Source organism: Bacillus sp. EE-W1 (genome assembly GCF_009760835.1).
In the GTDB taxonomy this organism is placed as follows: Bacteria; Bacillota; Bacilli; order Bacillales; family Bacillaceae_G; genus Bacillus_A; species Bacillus_A wiedmannii.
This window is the reverse complement of record NZ_WIPE01000052.1, coordinates 70,540-89,657: the sequence shown is the minus strand read 5'-3', so window position 1 is coordinate 89,657 and position 19,118 is coordinate 70,540. Positions and strand designations below refer to the sequence as shown.

Below are 19,118 nucleotides of genomic sequence, written 5' to 3'. Positions count from 1 at the left end.
TTCTTCATCAACGCTTGCATTTTTTTAAGTTGCACTCATTATAGACCTTACTTTTTTCATAAGTCAATACTTTTTAAAAAATTTTATTTTTCTCTCCTTTCAATATTATATTGACAAAACAACCTCTTTTTATGTAAATATAATAAATACTCTATTAAAAATAAGGTTTTTTGTATGAATATTATATATTAAAAAAGTAAAATGATATCAAAAAACGCTTACATTTCTGAAAATTCATATTTCTGTATGGATTTTTCAGAATAATCATGATAGATTATAAATATGCATAACGCATCAAAAGACATGACAAAAGGAAGGGGAACTTCATGAGTACGCAGATGTTAACTTTAACTTCAATCTCTATTTACATGCTCGGGATGTTAGTCATTGGCTATTTCGCCTATAAACGAACGTCCAACTTAACAGATTATATGCTTGGCGGGCGTACACTAGGCCCCGCAGTAACAGCATTAAGTGCTGGAGCATCCGATATGAGTGGTTGGCTTTTAATGGGCTTACCCGGTGCAATGTTTAGCGTTGGATTGAGTAGTAGTTGGATTGCGATCGGCCTAACACTAGGCGCATACGCAAACTGGCTTTATGTCGCTCCTCGCTTACGTACCTACTCTGAAATTGCAAACAACTCTATTACTATCCCAGAATTTTTGGAACACCGCTTCCACGACAAATCTCACATGCTACGCTTAGTATCCGGACTTGTTATTATGATTTTCTTTACTTTTTATGTAGCTTCAGGATTAGTTTCAGGCGCTGTATTATTTGAAAATTCATTTGGTATGAACTACCACTTTGGGTTATTCATTGTTGCTGGCGTTGTTGTCGCTTACACATTATTTGGTGGTTTCTTAGCCGTAAGTTGGACAGACTTCGTACAAGGAATCATTATGGTAATTGCTCTTATTCTTGTTCCTATCGTAACAATTATGAATTCGAACGGACTTGGGCCTGCATTTGATACAATTCGTTCTGTAGATCCAACACGTCTAGATATTTTTAAAGGTGCCTCTACTTTAGGAATGATTTCCTTATTCGCATGGGGCCTTGGTTATGTTGGACAACCTCATATTATCGTACGCTTTATGGCGATTTCTTCTGTAAAAGAGATTAAAAGCGCACGAAGAATTGGTATGAGCTGGATGATTTTCTCTGTTGTTGGAGCTATGTTTACTGGTCTTATCGGTATCGCTTACTACTCACAACAAGAGTTAACATTATCTAATCCAGAAACAATTTTCCTTGAACTAGGAAAAATTTTATTCCACCCACTTATTACTGGATTTTTATTAGCAGCTATTTTAGCAGCTATTATGAGTACAATTTCATCTCAATTACTCGTTACTTCTAGTGCTATAACCGAAGACTTATATCGTACCTTCTTTAAACGCTCTGCTTCTGATAAAGAGCTTGTATTTGTCGGTCGTATGGCTGTACTTGTTATTGCATTAGTTGGGTGCGCATTAGCGTTTAAACAAAATGATACGATTTTAGCTCTTGTTGGATACGCTTGGGCTGGTTTCGGTTCTTCATTCGGACCTGCTATTTTATTAAGCTTATATTGGAAACGTATGACGAAGTGGGGCGCACTTGCTGGTATGATTTCTGGTGCCGCTACTGTTATTATATGGACTCAATTCGAATTCTTAAAAGATTTCTTATATGAAATGATTCCAGGTTTCGCTATTAGTTTACTAGCCATCGTAATTGTTAGTTTACTAACACAACCTTCAAAAGAAGTTGAAGAGCAATTTGAGAATTTCGAAAAACAACATAGTCATAATCTATAAAGGAAAAGCTCTGCTGTTATCGTATCAGCAGAGCTTTCTTTTTATGAAAGTTCGACAATCTTCTACTCGAATTTAACAATTTCTTTATGTTTCGTTAAATTAAACATAACACTAGTCCTTTATAGTAGTACTATCAGCACTTATACAGGAAGGGGACTCCAACATGTTAGCAGCTTTCCAGCAACAACAAACACGAAAATTTTCACCTATTACAAATACTTCTGCGTCTCGTTTGAACATACAACCTAATCCACCTAAAATTTCAATCGCTCCTTCTGTTATTTCAGTCATTGGTGTTCATATGGAAAAAAATAAGTTGAAAGTAAGAACTGGACAAAGCACTGAGTTATCAGCCTCCGTTTTACCAGTGCAAGCAACGAATAAAGAACTTATTTGGACAAATATGAATGCTGATGTTATCACAATGTATCCAAAAGGTGATACGGTAACGATTACTGGAAAAAGTGCCGGAAGAGCAGTCGTAATTGTCACAACTACTGAAGGAAAGTTCCGTGACCTATGTATTATTCATGTACAACCTTATATGACAAATCCAAAGTAAAAGAGTGGCTTCCTAGCCACTCTTTTACTTGATTTCAATGTGTGAATTTTTACTTGTAACAAGGTTGATGAATTGTTCTTTATCTTTAGGAGAAATAACTTCTGTTTTATGTGCGCCGTAAACAATTTCAAGTCGATCCAATGACAATGCATGAGCAGCTATTGGATTTTTCGTATTTGAAATTTGTTTTATATCTCGCATAAAGTGAAACTTTAATCAGTGGGGGTTTTCTTCATCCCCCACTGATTATTAGTTGAACCAATCGGGCTTTTACGGGCAGTCGATCCCCCACCTAACTTCTTTGCTTCAGCTGAATTTTGAGGTGGGGGTCTTACTGCCCATTAAAGCGGGATAAATATGCTTTTTTTAACGAGACCTGATCTAATTGTAATTGTTTCTTCTCCGACGATGTATTTTGTCGAAAACCAACTCCACATAAATAATATTGCTAACGGAATTGTAAAAAATAAAAGAAAATACTCTTTTCCTGCAAATAGAGGAGCAAAACACGCTCCAATGACAACGAAAAAAATCGGATATAACCATATATCTTTTTTTGATGGAAATTCCATTAACCTTCCCTTCCTCCCCTATATTTCTGTAAAACAAAAAGAGAAGTATCACAACTTCTCTTTTCTCCTCTAACATTATAATTCCTGTGTATACGCCGGCTCATTTACTACATTTTTTGCTGTTCGTTTTTGTTGCTGTAGTAAGAAAACAGATACACCAAACAATACGAGCATGCTACCGATAATTTGCATGGCATTTAGTCTTTCACCGAGTAAGAAGAACGCTAATATAGATGCTCCAACTGGTTCACCTAAAATACTCATTGAAATTGTTGTTGCATTTACGTAGTTTAATAACCAATTATTAATGACGTGTGACACTGTCGGCACGACCGCAAGTAAAAGAAAAACGGTCCAATCCCACTTCGTATAGCCTGTAAAAGGCACTTGCAATACTATATTATAAATCCCCATAAAAATACCTGCGAATGCAAAGACTGTAAAGCTGTAAATCCAATGTGATACTTTCTTTACCGTCGTTTGTCCGATAAATAAATAACCGACAACTGCTATTACACTTAAAAAGGATAATATATCTCCATAAATTGCTTGTTCACTTAATCCTAAATCTCCCCACCCAATACACATTACGCCTAGTATCGCTATTCCCATTGTCGCAATGGCTGAGTATGTTGTTCTTTCTTTAAATAAGAAAAAACCTCCAACTAAAGATACGATTGGTTGAAGTGCTAAAATAATCGTCGAACTAGCAACTGTCGTATGCTTTAAAGATTCAAACCACAAAAGAAAATGAAGCGCTAAAAAGAAACCAGATCCAATTAAAAATCCCCAATCTTTTATTTGAATCTTACTAAACTCTTCCCGTTTTTTCCAAACGATAGGCAGCATAATAAGTACGATAATCCATAATCGATACATACTTAATATTGAAGATGGTGCTGAGGACATCTTTACAAAAACTGCTGCGAATGAAATGGCTATAATGGAAATTGCTAATGGTAGTGCGATTGATCTTTCTTGTTTCAAATTCCGTCTCCCCTCTCACCTGTCAAAAATCCCACTTCATTATATCCGTTTTCTTTTATAACTTAAATACTAATTTTTTAGATTCTTCGTACCATTATGGTAAAATAGAAACGAAAGCACCTATTAGTGAATATTTCTTTCTTTTTCACTACAAGCGTCGCTCTTACAATCATTACAGTAAATTTTTATTTAGGGGGATCCACATGAATCAAACAATAGGGAGAATTGAAGAAATTTCATTTTATAGCGCATCACTTCAAGAAGATGTTACACTTCTCGTTTACTTACCAGTAAATTACACACCACTACACAAACATACAGTTGTAATTGCACAAGATGGTAGAGATTATTTTCAGCTTGGTAAAGCGCACCGTGTAATTGAGCGCCTTCGTGAAACTGAAGAAATTGACCGTACAATTATTGTCGGTATTCCATATAAAAATGTACACGATCGTAAAGAAAAATACTTCCCAAATGAAGTGAAAAACGCTGCGTATATTCGTTTCCTTGCTCATGAACTTGCACCATATATCGATGAAAACTATCCAACGTACCAAATGGGAAAAGGTCGTGTGTTAATTGGTGATTCTCTTGGCGGGACAGTTTCCTTCATGACTGCACTTATGTATCCGCATACATTCGGTAAAGTCGTTATGCAATCACCATTTGTGGATGAAACAGTGATGAACTTAGCAAAAGACTTTAAAAATCCGGAGGCGCTAGACCTTTATCACGTCATTGGGACAGAAGAAACAGCTGTAAAACGCACTGATGGACAAGTATCCGATTTCGTTGGGCCGAACCGTGAGCTCAATACGCTTCTGACAGATAGAAATTTCATCACGCATTACGAAGAATTTGAAGGTAACCACACGTGGAAATATTGGCAAACTGATTTACCGAAAGCTTTCTCTCATATTCTATCAATGAAATAATAGAGAGCAGTATTCAGAATAATTTGATATAATAGATTAAGAGAGTTATTTTCTCAAAATCTAACTAGACTTACAAAGGGAGGAATTGGAACATGAAATTAGGCATTGTAATTTTTCCATCTAAAATGATTCAAGATAAAGCGAACGGATTGCGTAAACGTTATGATCCGCACTACGCATTAGTTCCGCCACATATTACATTGAAAACACCCTTTGAGACGCAAGATGAACAATTAGAATCGATTGTAAAAGAGTTACATACAATCGCAAGTAAAACGAACCCTTTCACCCTTCATGTCGGAAAAGTTGGTTCATTCGCACCGGTTAATAATGTTCTTTATTTTAAAGTAGAAAAAACACCTGAACTTACTTTCTTAAATGAGGAAATGCATAGCGAATTCTTTATACAAGAACGCGAGTACGCTTTCGTACCTCATTTAACAATCGGACAAGGCTTATCAGATGCAGAGCATGCTGATGTATTAGGTCGATTACGTATGAAAGATTTCTATTATGAACAACCAATTGATCGCTTCCATCTTCTATATCAATTAGAAAACGGAACGTGGACTGTATACGAAACATTCCACCTTGGAAAGGGGAACAACTAATTTGCACGCACAGATCGTACAAACGGACGAACAACTAAGAGATGCATTCTCTGTACGTAAGCAAGTATTTGTGAATGAGCAACAAGTTTCTGCTGACGAAGAGTATGATGAGTTTGAGGAAACTTCAACACACGTTGTTATATATGATAATGATGTTCCAGTTGGTGCTGGTCGTTTTCGCATACTGGATGGAATAGGAAAAATGGAACGCATTTGCGTACTAGCTTCCCATCGTAAAAAAGGCATTGGAAAAATTGTTATGGATGCACTTGAAGCGTATGCGAATGAAAACTCGCTACCAAAATTAAAGCTGCATGCCCAAACACATGCTGAAGATTTCTATAAGAAGCTTGGATATGTAACGCATTCTGATGTATTCATGGAAGCAAATATTCCTCACATCGTTATGATAAAAGAATTGTAATTTGAAAACAGGAGGTATCCCCTCCTGTTTTTTACATTGCTATTTTCTTTTTCTTCCGCTAAAGTTAAATGTTGATGCTATAGTTTTGAAGGTGAATATATGACACAAGAAAAATTTTCACAAAAATCATTAACGCACGCTGACATTCCGCGTGCAACATATCATATTCCGAAAACATCTACCCATTTAATTATGGAAGAAGATGCAGATGCGGCGTATTTTCGCGCTCTCGAACAACAAAATGTTTTTTTAAATGAAAAACAATTAGAGGCTGTGCGAACGACAGAAGGCCCTGTCCTTACATTGGCTGGTGCCGGAAGCGGGAAAACATCTGTTTTAACAACCCGCGTAGGTTATTTAGTAAATGTAAAACAAGTTCATCCACGAAATATTTTATTGCTTACATTTACACAAAAAGCAGCTGAAGAAATCCGAAACCGTGTAGCAAATTTACCAGGTATGAATCGTGCTGCAAGTAGCTACGTTGTTGCTGGTACATTCCACTCTGTCTTTTTAAAATTGCTTCGTAGTCAAGGATATAATCAGCAAATTTTAGCAAACGAAAAACATAAACAAATTATGATAAAGAAAATCTTGAAAGAATTGCGTCTAAAAGACGATTATGATGCTGAAACAATGCTCGCTATGATTTCACTTGAGAAAAACAAATTGAATCGTCCGAAAGATGTAAAAGCAAAAACACCCGTTGAACAAGAATTTAAAGAAGTATACGAGCGTTTTGAAGAAGTGAAACAACGATATAATTATATTGATTTCGATGACATCTTATTAGAAACATATTATATGTTAGAAAATAACGCTCCTTTGCTTACCCAATTACAACAACGTTTCCACTATATTGAAGTAGATGAGTTCCAAGATACATCGTATGCACAATATGAAATTGTAAAATTGTTAGCCACGCCAAGAAATAATTTATTTATCGCGGGTGATGACGACCAGGCGATATATGGCTGGCGAGGAGCAAGTCACCAAATTATTTTATCTTTTCCAAAAGAATTTGATAACACTACGATTATCGCACTTAATACGAATTATCGATCCAATCCTTTTATCGTCGGACTTGGAAATGAAGTTATCAAACTAAATCAAGAACGTTTTGATAAAGAGCTATATTCTGTGCGTGAAGAAGGTGTACAACCTTTTTACGCAAGACCTGCTACGACTCTTGATGAAGCAAATCAAATTTTGCAGCTCATTCAAGAAAAAGTAGATAGCGGCGAACGCAACTATAAAGATTTTTGTTTACTGTATCGCACACATTCTGTAAGCCGTTCGTTACTTGATCAGCTTACAATTCACAAAATCCCATTTATTAAGCACGGGGCGAGTCAATCATTTTATGAACATTCTTTAATTAAGCCTGTATTAGATCATTTAAGACTGGTGATTGAACCGTTTCGACTAGAATCACTTTCAAATATATTGCCAACTATGTATATCGGGCGTGATGATTGTATTTCATTTATTGAACGTGAACAATGGAAATATGGTGAGGGGCGGTTCCCTTCTCTTCTTCATTTCTTATTATTAAATCCGAGCTTAAAACCTTTTCAAGTAAAAAAGGTAAATGAGCGTATCGATTTTATTAAATTTATAAAAGAATTAGAACCGAAAAAAGCATTAAAAGAAATTATTCATGGTAAAGGAAAGTATTTAGAGTACTTACAAAGTAACGATCGTTCTTCCTTTACGATGCATAAAGATATACAAGAAGAAATGTTAGAAGAATTAATGGAGTCCGCAACTCGTTTCACCGATATTCCAGCTTATTTACAATTTATTGATGAAGCAATTCAAGGTCAAAAAGAAATGGAAGCATTAAAAACAATGCCGGAAAAAAATGCTGTTTCGCTTATGTCTATTCATAACGCAAAAGGCCTTGAATTTCCATGCGTCTTTTTACTTGGAGCGAGCGATGGTATTCTTCCCCATACTTCTTCTTTAAAAGATGCAAATGATCGTGTTACAGAGACTTCTGAAGCTTTAGAAGAAGAACGTCGACTACTTTATGTCGCAATTACACGTGCGAAAGAAGAACTTTACATTTCCTCTCCGCAATTTTTTAGAGGAAAAAAATTAGATATATCTCGTTTTTTATATACTGCGCGAAAAGATTTACCTGAAAAGACATCCACTAAATAAGGATGTCTTTTTTTATATTGCATTATGTACATCCCTACTATATAAATTCCCTGCTTTTATCGTAAGAATTAACGTAATATCAACCATATCTCATTCATATTGTAATAGTGTATGTCAGAACTCACGATAAGGAGTGAACATAATGAGCTGCAATTGTAACGAAGACCATCATCACCATGATTGTGATTTCAACTGTGTATCGAATGTCGTTCGTTTTATACATGAATTACAAGAATGCGCAACTACAACATGTGGATCCGGTTGCGAAGTTCCATTTTTAGGTGCACATAACAATGCATCAGTAGCGAATACACGTCCTTTTATTTTATACACAAAGACTGGAGAACCTTTTGAAGCATTTGCACCATCTTCAAGCCTTACTAGTTGCCGATCTCCCATTTTCCGCGTAGAAAGTATAGATGATGATGACTGTGCTGTACTCCGTGTATTGACTGTAGTTTTAGGTGATGGTACCTCTGTACCACCTGGTGACGACCCAATCTGTACGTTTTTAGCTGTACCAAATGCAAGGTTAGTATCGACATCTACTTGTATTACTGTTGATTTAAGTTGTTTCTGCGCTATTCAATGCTTACGTGATGTTTCTATATAAAACTAAATATTAATTTAAGCATGGATTGGGTGGCAGAGTTTTCTGCCACCCAATCCATGCTTAAAAGCTATTATTATGTATTTTTCATAAAATTGGGAACTTGTCTAGAACATAGAACCTGTCCTTTTCATTAACTGAAAGTAGAAACAGATAAAGGAGTGAAAAACATGTTCTCTTCTGATTGCGAATTTACTAAAATCGATTGCGAGGCGAAACCAGCTAGTACACTACCTGCCTTCGGTTTTGCTTTCAACGCGTCTGCACCTCAGTTTGCTTCACTATTCACACCATTACTATTACCTAGCGTAAGTCCAAACCCAAATATTACTGTTCCTGTAATAAATGATACAGTAAGTGTCGGAGATGGTATTCGAATTCTACGAGCTGGTATTTATCAAATCAGTTATACATTAACAATTAGTCTTGATAACTCACCTGTTGCACCAGAAGCTGGTCGTTTCTTCTTATCATTAGGTACGCCAGCTAACATTATTCCTGGATCAGGTACAGCAGTTCGTTCTAACGTTATTGGTACTGGTGAAGTAGACGTATCCAGTGGTGTTATTCTTATTAACTTGAACCCTGGTGATTTAATTCAAATTGTACCAGTTGAGTTAATTGGAACTGTGGACATCCGTGCTGCAGCATTAACAGTTGCACAAATTAGCTAGTAAAAAGCGGTATTTCTTCATTAGAAATACCGCTTTTTATATTTATAATAAAAAACACTCACAGTAATATGAGTGTTTCATTCTTCATAATGTTTTATTGTGTTCTTCTTTTTCCCGCAATTACATCCCTTTTTCTTCACAAATCCTTGTTGTTGTAATTGTTCTTGGTATGCCTGTTGTTGTGCTTGGTGTTGTTGCTGTATATGATACCATTGCTGCAGGTCATATGAATTTTGCCTTGGACTATTACTCACAGCAAACATCTCCTCTACTGTCAATTCTGTCTATTTACTATATGAACAACTCTTTATTTCCGTTCCCTCATTCTTTTAAACTCCGCTTTTTCTCGTATTATGAAAATATATTATTCTCCCATAAAATATCCTGTAATCGTTTCAATAATTGCCGCTGCTCCTGCAATAGCTAATAATGCAAGTAAAGGCTCTGCAACGATAGGAATCCAATTATATAAAACTAATAAAAAAGCACTAACCCATACACCTGTACACCAATAACAGCTTAATAATTCGCCAACCCACTTTCTTAATCCTTTACCTTTTACTTTTGTAAAAGTTGATACACTTCCATCTGGCTCTGTAATCTCTAACTCATCAATAAACGGTCTTCGCAAAAAGGCTGTAATTTTATCATAAACAATTAAACGAGTGAGCCTAAAGGCAGCTAACGCAAAAATAAAAAATAAAAGCCAGCTTGTAAACAGCATGATTCCACCTTCCCTTATCTTCTTTCGCCTATTTAAAAAAAAAGGTCTTGAGATTGTGACCAAATCTCCTCGACTCCAATATCTTATTAATGTAAATACAAACAAGAAGATAAGGAGTGACATTAATGAGTTGTAACGAAAATAAACACCATAGCTCTTCTCATTGTGTAGTTGACGTTGTAAAATTCATCAATGAATTACAAGATTGTTCTACAACAACGTGTGGATCTGGTTGTGAAATTCCATTTTTAGGTGCACACAACACTGCATCAGTAGCAAATACACGCCCTTTTATTTTATACACAAAAGCTGGCACACCATTTGAAGCATTTGCACCATCTGCAAGCCTTACTAGCTGCCGATCTCCAATTTTCCGTGTGGAAAGTGTAGATGACGATAGCTGTGCTGTACTACGTGTGTTAACTGTAGTATTAGGTGATACTTCCCCTGTACCACCTACTGATGACCCAATTTGTACGTTTTTAGCTGTACCAAATGCAAGACTAGTATCGACATCTACTTGTATCACTGTAGATTTAAGCTGTTTCTGTGCGATTCAGTGCTTACGCGACGTTTCTATCTAATAAGTTAAGTAAACTAAAAAACTATTGGGGTGGTAGAAGATTTTCTACCACCTTTACATATTTAAAAGCCAGCCATACTAATCGATTGGATATCATCTATAGACAACTTAATATCTCGCATACTATTTGGCGGCATAATAGCTACAATTCCATTACGATACGATATGATTGATCCAACATATGAGACTGTAGCTGTTTTTATTCTGCACCTTATTTTCGGAATGTAATGAGGGCGGTTTAATAAAAAATGAATCTTCTCTTCATTATTCATATCCTTAAATGATTTATTATACGGGACAGTTCTCACTGGCTCTTGTTGTTCTTGTTGCTCTTGTACTTGTTCCTCTTCTTCTATTTTTTCTTCTACTTGTTGCTCTTCTTGTTGCTCTATTACCTCTTCCACAGCACTACTTACAATATTTTCGTTTCTATTACTTTCCTCTTTTCGATCACTTTCCTCTTTTCGATCTTCATTTTCAAAGTTTGTTAAGATAATTCTTTTTATTTTCGGTGCAGCAAGTTCCAAATTTACTTGTGCAATATATAACAACGGTTTTCCAACTGTTGAACTTTTATTTTTATTCTTCACACTCGTCCCTCCCACTTCCATACGTAGCTGAATAAATCGTGTACTATTATAGTTATATTCATAACGTGGTAAGAACTTTCGTTAAAAATCGTTCTTTCTAAGAACAAATAAAAAGGACAATCTCAACATTTAGAGATTGTCCTTTAAAAATTAATATTATATTTATCCTAGGATATGATACCCTGAATCAACATGAATGTTTTCTCCTGTTACGCCGCGTGCTAAATCACTGAATAAGAATACTGCTGTATCCCCAACTTCTTCTGGAGTTGTCGTACGACGAAGTGGTGCGCGCTCCTCAATTTCTCTTAAAATTGAGTTAAAGTCGCCTACGCCTTTTGCAGATAACGTACGAATTGGTCCTGCAGAAATAGCGTTAACGCGAATGCCATGTTGGCCTAAATCGTTAGCTAAATATTTTACGCTCGCTTCTAATGAAGCTTTCGCAACACCCATAACGTTATAGTTTTTCACAACGCGCTCGCCGCCAAGGTATGTTAACGTTAAAATATTTCCGCCTTCTGTCATTACTTTCTTCGCTTCTCTTGCTACAGCTGTTAAAGAGAATGCACTAATATTTTGTGCAAGTAAAAATCCATCGCGAGAAGTATCTACAAATTCACCTTTTAAATCATCACGATTTGCAAAAGCAATACAGTGTGCAACACCGTGAATTGTACCAACCTCTTGCTTGATTGTTTCAAAGCAAGCTGTAAGTTCTTCATCATTTGTTACATCACAAGGTAATACAAGTGATTCTTGTCCTTCTAATGTGTCCGCTAATTCACGAACGTTTCTTTCTAAACGTTCTCCTGCATATGTGAATATTAATTTTGCACCTGCATTATGCAAAGAGCGAGCAATTCCCCACGCAATACTTCTTTGGTTCGCAACGCCCATAACAACAAATGTTTTCCCTTGTAATAGTTCCATGATATATCCTCCCAGAATTGCTTATACTTGTTATTAGTACCTGATACTATAATTATAGTACCATAAAACCTCTTAAAGGCAAACAAAAAAGTCATTAACTTAAATTTTGTTAATGACTTTTTGTTTCTATAAAAAACCGCTCTAATCCTTCTTCCCAAGAAGGCATTTGTGAAAAACCATTTAATCGTAGCATGTTATGTTGGAAAACAGAATATTTTGGTCTAGCTGCCGCCGATCCAAATTCTTCGGTTGAAACAGGTAATACATTCACTTTCATATTTGCATCCGAGAATATTTTTTTTGCAAATTCAAACCAAGAACATGAGCCTCTATTTGATACATGATACGTACCGTATAAAGAAGTGTGAATGAGCTTATTAATCATCACATTTAAATCCGCCACATAAGTAGGAGAACCAATTTGATCCGCTACAACAGATAATTCTGCTCTTTCTTTTCCTAACCGCATCATCGTTTTCACAAAATTGTTTCCATACTTACCATATAACCACGATGTTCGAACGATAAAATATTTATTATGTAACTCTTTGACAAACTGCTCTCCCGCATACTTAGAAGCCCCGTATACATTTATCGGTGATGGATTATGAAACTCATGATAGCCATCTGGTCTGTCACCTTGAAATACATAATCGGTACTAATATAAACTAATTTCGCCCCTACTAATTGTGAAGCAACCGCTACATTTCGAGCTCCTATTGCATTTATTACATAAGCAAGGTCTTGTTCTTTCTCAGCATGATCAACCTTCGTATACGCTGCACAATGAATAATTATATGTGGCCTTATTTCTTGTACCACTTGCTGCATTCGGGATATATTTGTTATATCTAGTAACTTTTTATCAAATGGATATATGTCATATTCTTCAGCATTTAACTCTTCTTGTAGTTGCTTTCCCAATTGACCATTTGCTCCCGTTATGATAATCCGTTCTTTCATTTATATGCCCCTTATTTTTCTTTTAGTGGTTTCCACCATTCTATATGATGTTCATACCATTCCACCGTTTCTTTTAGCCCCTGTTCAAACGTATACTGTGGTTCCCACCCGAGCTCATTCTTCATCTTTTGCGCATCAATCGCATAACGACGATCATGCCCTAAACGGTCTGTAACATATGCAATATCTTCTTTCGTTTTTCCTAAGAGAGAGATAATTTGTTCCACAACATCTACATTGGTTTTTTCATTATTTCCACCTATATTATATACTTCTCCTATACGTCCCTTATGCAGAACAACGTCAATCGCACTACAATGATCCGTTACATGTAACCAATCTCTTACATTTAATCCATCGCCATATAACGGTAGTTTTTTTCCTTCCAGCGCATTCGTAACCATTAACGGAATTAACTTTTCAGGATATTGATACGGCCCATAGTTATTGGAGCAACGCGTTACTATAACTGGTAATTGATATGTTTTATAATAAGATAAAGCTATCATGTCGGCGCTCGCCTTGCTTGAAGAGTATGGACTATTTGGAGCTAACGGGGTTTCCTCGGTAAATCGCCCTGTTTTCCCTAAAGAGCCGTACACCTCATCTGTTGATACTTGCACGAGTTTAATATGTGGATATTTTTTTACTAATTCTAATAATGTGACTGTCCCAATTACATTTGTATCATAAAAAGGGATCGGATTTTCAATACTACGATCCACATGTGATTCAGCTGCGAAATTTACAATCACATGGACGTCTCGCTCTTTTATGACATGCTCTAGCAGCTCTCCATTTTGAATTTCCCCTTTTACAAAAGAGTAATTAGGATGCCCTTGAAGAGACTTCACATTATTTAAATTCCCGCTATATGTTAATGCGTCGTAATTAATGATTTTATATGTTTCATAGCTTTGTAACATGTAATGAACAAAGTTACTTCCAATAAATCCAGCCCCACCTGTTACTAATATATTCATAAACAACTCTCCTACTCAAAAGCTATCTTCACATTCCTGAAGCAACGGTAATATTCGATCTTTGTCAGACAAAATAGGATTTGTTACCGGCCATGGAATTGCTAATTCTTTATCTTCCCAAAGTACCCCTGAGTCATGATCGGCACTATAATACTCATCTACTTTATACATAACAATAGTATGCGGTACAAGTGTACAAAAACCATGTGCAAATCCTTTTGGCACTAACAATTGCCGATGATTATCCGCGCTTAAAATATATCCTCTCCACTGTTTAAACGTTGGTGAATCTTTTCGCAAATCAACGATAACGTCATAGATTGCTCCTTGCATAGCTTGAATAAGTTTCGTTTGTGCTTTCGGATTTTTTTGAAAGTGTAATCCCCGAATCGTTCCCGCTTCTGCTGAATAAGAAATATTATCCTGTACAAATGAATACGTAATCCCTAATGTTTCTAGCACCTTCTTATTATAACTTTCAGTAAAAAAGCCCCGCTCATCTCCAAATAACCTCGGTTCCAACAATTTTGCGTCGGTAAAGTTTGTTTCTAGAACTTTCATATTCTCACCTATTCTCCGTTAAACTGTTTACCAAAGTTTATATCCCGCGCTAACGTATTCGCCCTTTGAAGAGAAACATGAGTTCCCGCATCAGTCCACCAACCACTCATTTCATTATAAGTAAGTACCCCTCGCTTTAAATACCAATTATTGATATCTGTAATTTCAAGTTCTCCCCTTGCGGAAGGTTTTAATTCTTTTATATAAGAAAAGACTTTCGGGTCATACAAATAAATTCCTGTAACTGCATAGGAACTTTTCGGCTCTTTCGGCTTTTCTTCAATTTCAATTATTTTGCGGTTTTGAATATTTGCTACGCCAAATCTCTCCGGATCATCTACAGATTGCAGCAGTACTTTCGCACCTTCTTTTTGATTTGCAAACTCTTCCACGTACGGACGAATGTCATCTGAAAAGATATTATCCCCTAATATAACTACCATACGATCATTCCCAACGAAATCTTCACAAAGCCCTAATGCTTGTGCAATTCCGCCAGCCTTATCTTGCACACGATACGTAAAGGACACGCCAAACTCTTGACCGCTTCCTAAAAAACTAACAACATCTCCCATATGCTCTTTACCTGTAATAATCATAATATCTGTAATTTCGCATTGTTTTAGCTTATATACTGCATGATAAATCATTGGATAACGTCCAACAGGAAGCAAATGTTTATTCGTTACTTTCGTTATTGGATATAGCCTTGATCCAGTACCGCCTGCTAAAATAATCCCTTTCACTCCGCATCTCTCCCTTATGATGGAGATAATATATCTTTATACTGTTCTACAAACACTTTTCGATCTTTCTCATATGTATCCGCATCAAATTCATCTCCGTTATAATGAATACACCATAAATTTGATTGATTTGGGATACCAATTAAATAACCAGCCCTTTGAAACTCTAAAGACTGTGATACATCATAAAAGTGGAACCCTTGAAACAAATCTTCTCGCCATGGAATATCATACTGCGTTGCCATGAATAAGCCATCAATTGCCTGCACCGACATAAAAGATTGGCTTCCATAAAACCCCTGATCTAAATTTAATAATTGATAATTCCGTCTTCTATGCTCAATCACTTTTCCTACTAAATTTTTCCCTTCCCACCATATCCCGTTACTCGGTAAAAACTGTGCACCAGCTACCCCAATTAAACCAAGTTTTTCGTTATCTTTAAAAAGAGAAATGAGTGTATAAAACATCTCTCGATTAATAAGATAAGTATCCTGATGTATATAAACCTTATACTTCGCGGGATATGAAAGTGCTCGGTTATATGCACTTGCCATACTTTTTGCATCTCGTATCGGAAAAATTTGTACGACATAATCAGGGGGAACAAAAAGGTTTCTTATTTGTCTCTCGCATTGTTCAAATAGCTCTTCATTATTTACACAAACAACAACTAATATTGTACGATCCTTCATTTTGTAGCCCCTCTATTCGTCTTGATTTACATCTGACATATAGTTCTCCACAAATATCTTTCTATACTTGTCATAGTTGGTCATATTCACATCAATATGATAGTGAATGCACCACGCATCACGTTGTACAGGAACCCCAACTGTATAGCCAGCTTTTCTAAATTCAAATGACTGAGATACATCATAATAGTCAAACCCATCAAACAAGTCTTCTCGCCACGGAATATCGTATTGCGTTGCCATCAATAAACCGTCGATACATTCCACAGGCATAAATGTTTTTGACTCATGGTATGGCTGTTCTTGAGTTGCCATATAAAATAAATCGTTCATATAACCAATTACTTTCCCAACAACTCCTCTGCCTTCATTCCATATCCCGTTTGGAGGAACATATTGGGCTCCAATCATTCCAATCATTCCAAGATGTTCATGTTCGTTAAATAATTGAAGTAATCCATATAAAAATGCCACATTCATAATGAAAACATCTTGGTGTATATATACTTTATATTTCGCTGGATGCGAAAGCGCTTGATTATATCCGCTCGTCATACTTTTCGCATTCCGAATTGGCATAAATTGTACAATATATCCTGGAGGCACTCCCAATCTCAATATATGCCGCACGCACTGTGCATACATTTTCCGATCATTTATACACGTAACAAATAATATTGTTTTTTCAGCAGCACTCATAACTGCGATTTTTCTGCTTCAATAATATACTGAAATACGACCGTCTCAGCCATGAAGCCACTTCCAAGACGATATTTCTTACAAATTCCATATAACTCCTCAATTAACGGTTCATACATTTTATGATCAATATATACACGATCTACTTTACTAATCGAATATCCTGCTTTTAAAAACATTCGGAGCATTTCATTAAATGTAAAGAAACGAATATGCGTTTTATCTAATAAACCATATTCTGTATACGTCCAATTTCCAGCAAGTAACGGCGCTAATACTGAAATATGAGCAACGTTTGGTATACTTGCTAAAATTACACCATTTTCTTTTATATATGGCTTTACTTTTTCTATTACAGCCCAAGGATCAAATAAATGCTCTAATACATCCCCAAATATGACGCAATCAAATTGCTCCTCCTCATAAGGAAGATCTATTTTTTCTATATCCCCTAAAATCACATGATCAAGTCTTTCTTTTGCTTTTTCTGCCGCCACTGGGAATGCCTCAATTCCAGATACACGTGTGCCATTTTCTTTTATAGCTACTCCCAATGCACCGCCCGAGCAACCAATATCAAGAACTTCTTTCCATTCCTTTTTTATGTGCTTTAATAAATTCGGATTCGCTGCATTGTAATAATGCTCGGACTTTTCTTCATATAGAGAACTTTTTTCACGATTCATTTTACACACTCCTTATGCAAATTGAATTTGAAATATAAATCTCATTCACCTAATATTGGTTCCATTACTGATACACTAATATATAACCAATCTATTAGAGTTAGAATAACGATAAACCATTTCTAACAAAACGAAACTTATTACACTTTATATTGTTTATCAAAAACATCCCGAAAATATTTGCGGTTATATTCGATTGCAGCATTATTTGGAACATAAGCAGCTGCTAATTCATTGTAATAATAAGCCTTGTCTTGCTCTCCTAACTTGCTATAACAAATACACATTTGTAAATAGGGAAGCCATGTGTAGCTCGCTGGACTATGAAACGGACTCTCCGTCGCCATTGGTACTTCCGTTGCAAGTTTAAACCAAAATATCGCTTCGTTATATTTTTGTTGTTCCATATATATATATCCTATTCTTGTACAATTCTCTCCTCTAGGAACATCATATCGAAACGACTTCACGCAAGATTCAATTGCCTTTTCCCATGATCCAAGCTTTGCATAGCAATCCCCTAACTTACCACATGCATAAATTTTCTCTTCATACCATCCTTCGTCTTGATTAAGGAATGTTTCATATAGCATAACTGCATCATCATATTTTTGGTTATCCATAGATTCATTTGCGTAATAAAATAAATCTCTCGGACTCAATTCTTCTCCAGCTGCTACAGCATTTTGAAAAATTTTCAAATTACGATTTGTTACCTTTTTTTCTTTTTTATGTGTAATAGCAACATTACTACTAAAAGTTTCACCAGAAATAGCTAAATACTCATGAACCTTTCCAAACCATTGAAATTGTTTTTCACGCTTTACAAGTCGATTTCTTTTTGTACAATATAAAGGTTTCCCGTTAGAATCCATTGCAAGATGATAAGGCATCGAAACAGCATCAATTTTAGGATCTAATTCTCTTTTTAAGAGTTTCAATGCTTCTTGAGCATCTTCTAATAATACGTCATCTGCATCTAGCCACAATATATACTCTTGCGTTGCTTTTGAAAAAGAAAAATTTCTTGCTGCCGCAAAATCATTAATCCATGGAAAGTCATATATGTTAGAGGTATATTGAGCTACAATTTCTTTCGTTCGATCAATGGAACCTGTATCAACTATAATAATTTCATCAACAATTTTTTCTACTGCATCTAAACATCGACCTATTGTATCTTCCTCATCTCGAACAATCATACATAAACTAATTGTAATTCCTTGCTTGTTCAACATAATCACCCTCTTCCAAATCAATCATATGTTATACATACAATAAACTTTCCACTTTTTTAACTTGCACAAGCAGTTTAAGATTTCTTTTCAATAATTCAAATGTCCGTGTCATTTTCTTCCGGTTTTGCATCTACTATATAATGAACGCTTTATGGAGGTGAATTTATGTCAAATAATAATTATTCAGATGGATTGAATCCCGATGAATCTTTATCAGCTAGTGCATTTGACCCTAATCTTGTAGGACCAACATTACCACCAATACCACCGTTTACCCTTCCTACCGGACCGACTGGGCCGACTGGACCGACTGGGCCGACTGGGCCAACTGTACCAACTGGGCCAACTGGGCCAACTGGGCCAACTGGAC

General features: G+C 35.9%; 22 protein-coding genes, 3 pseudogenes and 1 other annotated feature (1 of these 26 running past the window's edge). Of the genes and pseudogenes, 10 read left to right on the top strand and 15 right to left on the bottom strand.

Features of this window, described 5'->3' with window-relative positions:
* Nucleotides 1-20: a binding site (T-box leader), on the bottom strand (it extends 218 nt beyond the left edge of the window).
* A 306-nt stretch (nt 21-326) separates the two neighbouring features.
* Together putP and GFJ36_RS05625 are read left to right on the top strand one after the other, a co-directional pair.
* Nucleotides 327-1,805 (top strand): sodium/proline symporter PutP, encoded by a 1,479-nt coding sequence (gene putP / locus GFJ36_RS05630; protein WP_087984752.1) that lies wholly within the window; start codon nt 327-329, stop codon nt 1,803-1,805.
* A 163-nt stretch (nt 1,806-1,968) separates the two neighbouring features.
* Complete coding sequence (locus tag GFJ36_RS05625) at nt 1,969-2,367, top strand: Ig-like domain-containing protein (RefSeq protein WP_046958298.1); 399 nt, start codon at nt 1,969-1,971, stop codon at nt 2,365-2,367.
* Between the two features lie 24 nt (nt 2,368-2,391).
* Here the strand turns inward: GFJ36_RS05625 and GFJ36_RS05620 are convergent.
* From GFJ36_RS05620 to GFJ36_RS05610, 3 genes and pseudogenes are all read right to left on the bottom strand, one after another.
* A pseudogene (locus GFJ36_RS05620) lies at nt 2,392-2,565 on the bottom strand (PH domain-containing protein); the annotation flags it as partial.
* A 152-nt stretch (nt 2,566-2,717) separates the two neighbouring features.
* A pseudogene (locus GFJ36_RS05615) lies at nt 2,718-2,939 on the bottom strand (PH domain-containing protein); the annotation flags it as partial.
* A 75-nt stretch (nt 2,940-3,014) separates the two neighbouring features.
* Complete coding sequence (locus tag GFJ36_RS05610) at nt 3,015-3,926, bottom strand: DMT family transporter (protein ID WP_000808244.1); 912 nt, start codon at nt 3,924-3,926, stop codon at nt 3,015-3,017.
* A gap of 203 nt (nt 3,927-4,129) precedes the next feature.
* Between GFJ36_RS05610 and GFJ36_RS05605 the strand changes: the two genes are divergently transcribed.
* From GFJ36_RS05605 to exsF, 6 genes are all read left to right on the top strand, one after another.
* Nucleotides 4,130-4,861: an alpha/beta hydrolase gene (locus tag GFJ36_RS05605; RefSeq protein WP_001076844.1), complete on the top strand. Its 732-nt coding sequence runs from the start codon at nt 4,130-4,132 to the stop codon at nt 4,859-4,861.
* A 92-nt stretch (nt 4,862-4,953) separates the two neighbouring features.
* The gene (locus GFJ36_RS05600; protein ID WP_000765870.1) at nt 4,954-5,472 is read left to right on the top strand and encodes a YjcG family protein; all 519 of its coding nucleotides are present in this window, start codon (nt 4,954-4,956) and stop codon (nt 5,470-5,472) included.
* 1 nt (nt 5,473) lies between these two features.
* Nucleotides 5,474-5,896, top strand: coding sequence for a GNAT family N-acetyltransferase (locus GFJ36_RS05595; RefSeq protein ID WP_046957039.1), 423 nt, complete (start codon nt 5,474-5,476; stop codon nt 5,894-5,896).
* Nucleotides 5,897-5,995: 99 nt separating this feature from the next.
* Nucleotides 5,996-8,062 (top strand): ATP-dependent helicase, encoded by a 2,067-nt coding sequence (locus GFJ36_RS05590; protein WP_087984751.1) that lies wholly within the window; start codon nt 5,996-5,998, stop codon nt 8,060-8,062.
* A 142-nt stretch (nt 8,063-8,204) separates the two neighbouring features.
* Complete coding sequence (gene cotY / locus GFJ36_RS05585) at nt 8,205-8,675, top strand: spore coat protein CotY (protein WP_001277699.1); 471 nt, start codon at nt 8,205-8,207, stop codon at nt 8,673-8,675.
* Between the two features lie 167 nt (nt 8,676-8,842).
* On the top strand, nt 8,843-9,346 hold the full coding sequence (gene exsF / locus GFJ36_RS05580; protein WP_000492937.1) for an exosporium protein ExsF: 504 nt from the start codon (nt 8,843-8,845) through the stop codon (nt 9,344-9,346).
* Nucleotides 9,347-9,423: 77 nt separating this feature from the next.
* On the opposite strand, the gene GFJ36_RS05575 is transcribed toward exsF, so the two are convergent.
* Together GFJ36_RS05575 and GFJ36_RS05570 are read right to left on the bottom strand one after the other, a co-directional pair.
* A complete protein-coding gene (locus GFJ36_RS05575) occupies nt 9,424-9,609 on the bottom strand; it encodes a hypothetical protein (protein ID WP_033657682.1) in 186 nt (61 codons plus the stop codon).
* Nucleotides 9,610-9,710: 101 nt separating this feature from the next.
* The gene (locus GFJ36_RS05570) at nt 9,711-10,070 is read right to left on the bottom strand and encodes a DUF1360 domain-containing protein (protein ID WP_000899663.1); all 360 of its coding nucleotides are present in this window, start codon (nt 10,068-10,070) and stop codon (nt 9,711-9,713) included.
* Between the two features lie 125 nt (nt 10,071-10,195).
* Here GFJ36_RS05570 and exsY point away from each other — a divergent pair, with 125 nt between their 5' ends.
* The gene (gene exsY, locus GFJ36_RS05565; RefSeq protein ID WP_087984750.1) at nt 10,196-10,654 is read left to right on the top strand and encodes an exosporium assembly protein ExsY; all 459 of its coding nucleotides are present in this window, start codon (nt 10,196-10,198) and stop codon (nt 10,652-10,654) included.
* Between the two features lie 61 nt (nt 10,655-10,715).
* Here the strand turns inward: exsY and GFJ36_RS05560 are convergent, their stop codons facing one another.
* The 10 genes from GFJ36_RS05560 to GFJ36_RS05515 all read right to left on the bottom strand — a co-directional run bounded on the left by GFJ36_RS05560 (nt 10,716) and on the right by GFJ36_RS05515 (nt 18,748).
* Complete coding sequence (locus GFJ36_RS05560) at nt 10,716-11,264, bottom strand: spore coat CotO family protein (RefSeq protein WP_098230406.1); 549 nt, start codon at nt 11,262-11,264, stop codon at nt 10,716-10,718.
* Between the two features lie 141 nt (nt 11,265-11,405).
* Nucleotides 11,406-12,176 (bottom strand): enoyl-ACP reductase FabI, encoded by a 771-nt coding sequence (gene fabI, locus GFJ36_RS05555; RefSeq protein ID WP_000421885.1) that lies wholly within the window; start codon nt 12,174-12,176, stop codon nt 11,406-11,408.
* A 109-nt stretch (nt 12,177-12,285) separates the two neighbouring features.
* Nucleotides 12,286-13,140 (bottom strand): dTDP-4-dehydrorhamnose reductase, encoded by an 855-nt coding sequence (rfbD, locus tag GFJ36_RS05550; protein ID WP_046958302.1) that lies wholly within the window; start codon nt 13,138-13,140, stop codon nt 12,286-12,288.
* An 11-nt stretch (nt 13,141-13,151) separates the two neighbouring features.
* On the bottom strand, nt 13,152-14,123 hold the full coding sequence (gene rfbB / locus GFJ36_RS05545; RefSeq protein ID WP_060489360.1) for a dTDP-glucose 4,6-dehydratase: 972 nt from the start codon (nt 14,121-14,123) through the stop codon (nt 13,152-13,154).
* A 15-nt stretch (nt 14,124-14,138) separates the two neighbouring features.
* Nucleotides 14,139-14,684, bottom strand: coding sequence for a dTDP-4-dehydrorhamnose 3,5-epimerase (rfbC, locus tag GFJ36_RS05540; RefSeq protein WP_087984748.1), 546 nt, complete (start codon nt 14,682-14,684; stop codon nt 14,139-14,141).
* An 8-nt stretch (nt 14,685-14,692) separates the two neighbouring features.
* Entirely contained in the window at nt 14,693-15,430 is a 738-nt protein-coding gene (locus GFJ36_RS05535; RefSeq protein ID WP_087984747.1) for a sugar phosphate nucleotidyltransferase, read from the bottom strand.
* 14 nt (nt 15,431-15,444) lie between these two features.
* Nucleotides 15,445-16,125 (bottom strand): glycosyltransferase family protein, encoded by a 681-nt coding sequence (locus GFJ36_RS05530; RefSeq protein WP_087984746.1) that lies wholly within the window; start codon nt 16,123-16,125, stop codon nt 15,445-15,447.
* A gap of 12 nt (nt 16,126-16,137) precedes the next feature.
* Complete coding sequence (locus tag GFJ36_RS05525; protein WP_001271201.1) at nt 16,138-16,824, bottom strand: glycosyltransferase family protein; 687 nt, start codon at nt 16,822-16,824, stop codon at nt 16,138-16,140.
* Nucleotides 16,821-17,510, bottom strand: a complete 690-nt coding sequence (locus GFJ36_RS05520; RefSeq protein WP_087984745.1) for a class I SAM-dependent methyltransferase — start codon at nt 17,508-17,510, stop codon at nt 16,821-16,823. Before GFJ36_RS05520 ends, GFJ36_RS05525 begins: the two co-directional genes overlap by 4 nt.
* A gap of 140 nt (nt 17,511-17,650) precedes the next feature.
* Nucleotides 17,651-18,748, bottom strand: coding sequence for a glycosyltransferase (locus GFJ36_RS05515; protein WP_087984744.1), 1,098 nt, complete (start codon nt 18,746-18,748; stop codon nt 17,651-17,653).
* Between the two features lie 165 nt (nt 18,749-18,913).
* On the opposite strand from GFJ36_RS05515, the pseudogene bclA reads away from it, so the two are divergent.
* A pseudogene (bclA, locus tag GFJ36_RS29405) lies at nt 18,914-19,118 on the top strand (collagen-like protein BclA); the annotation flags it as partial.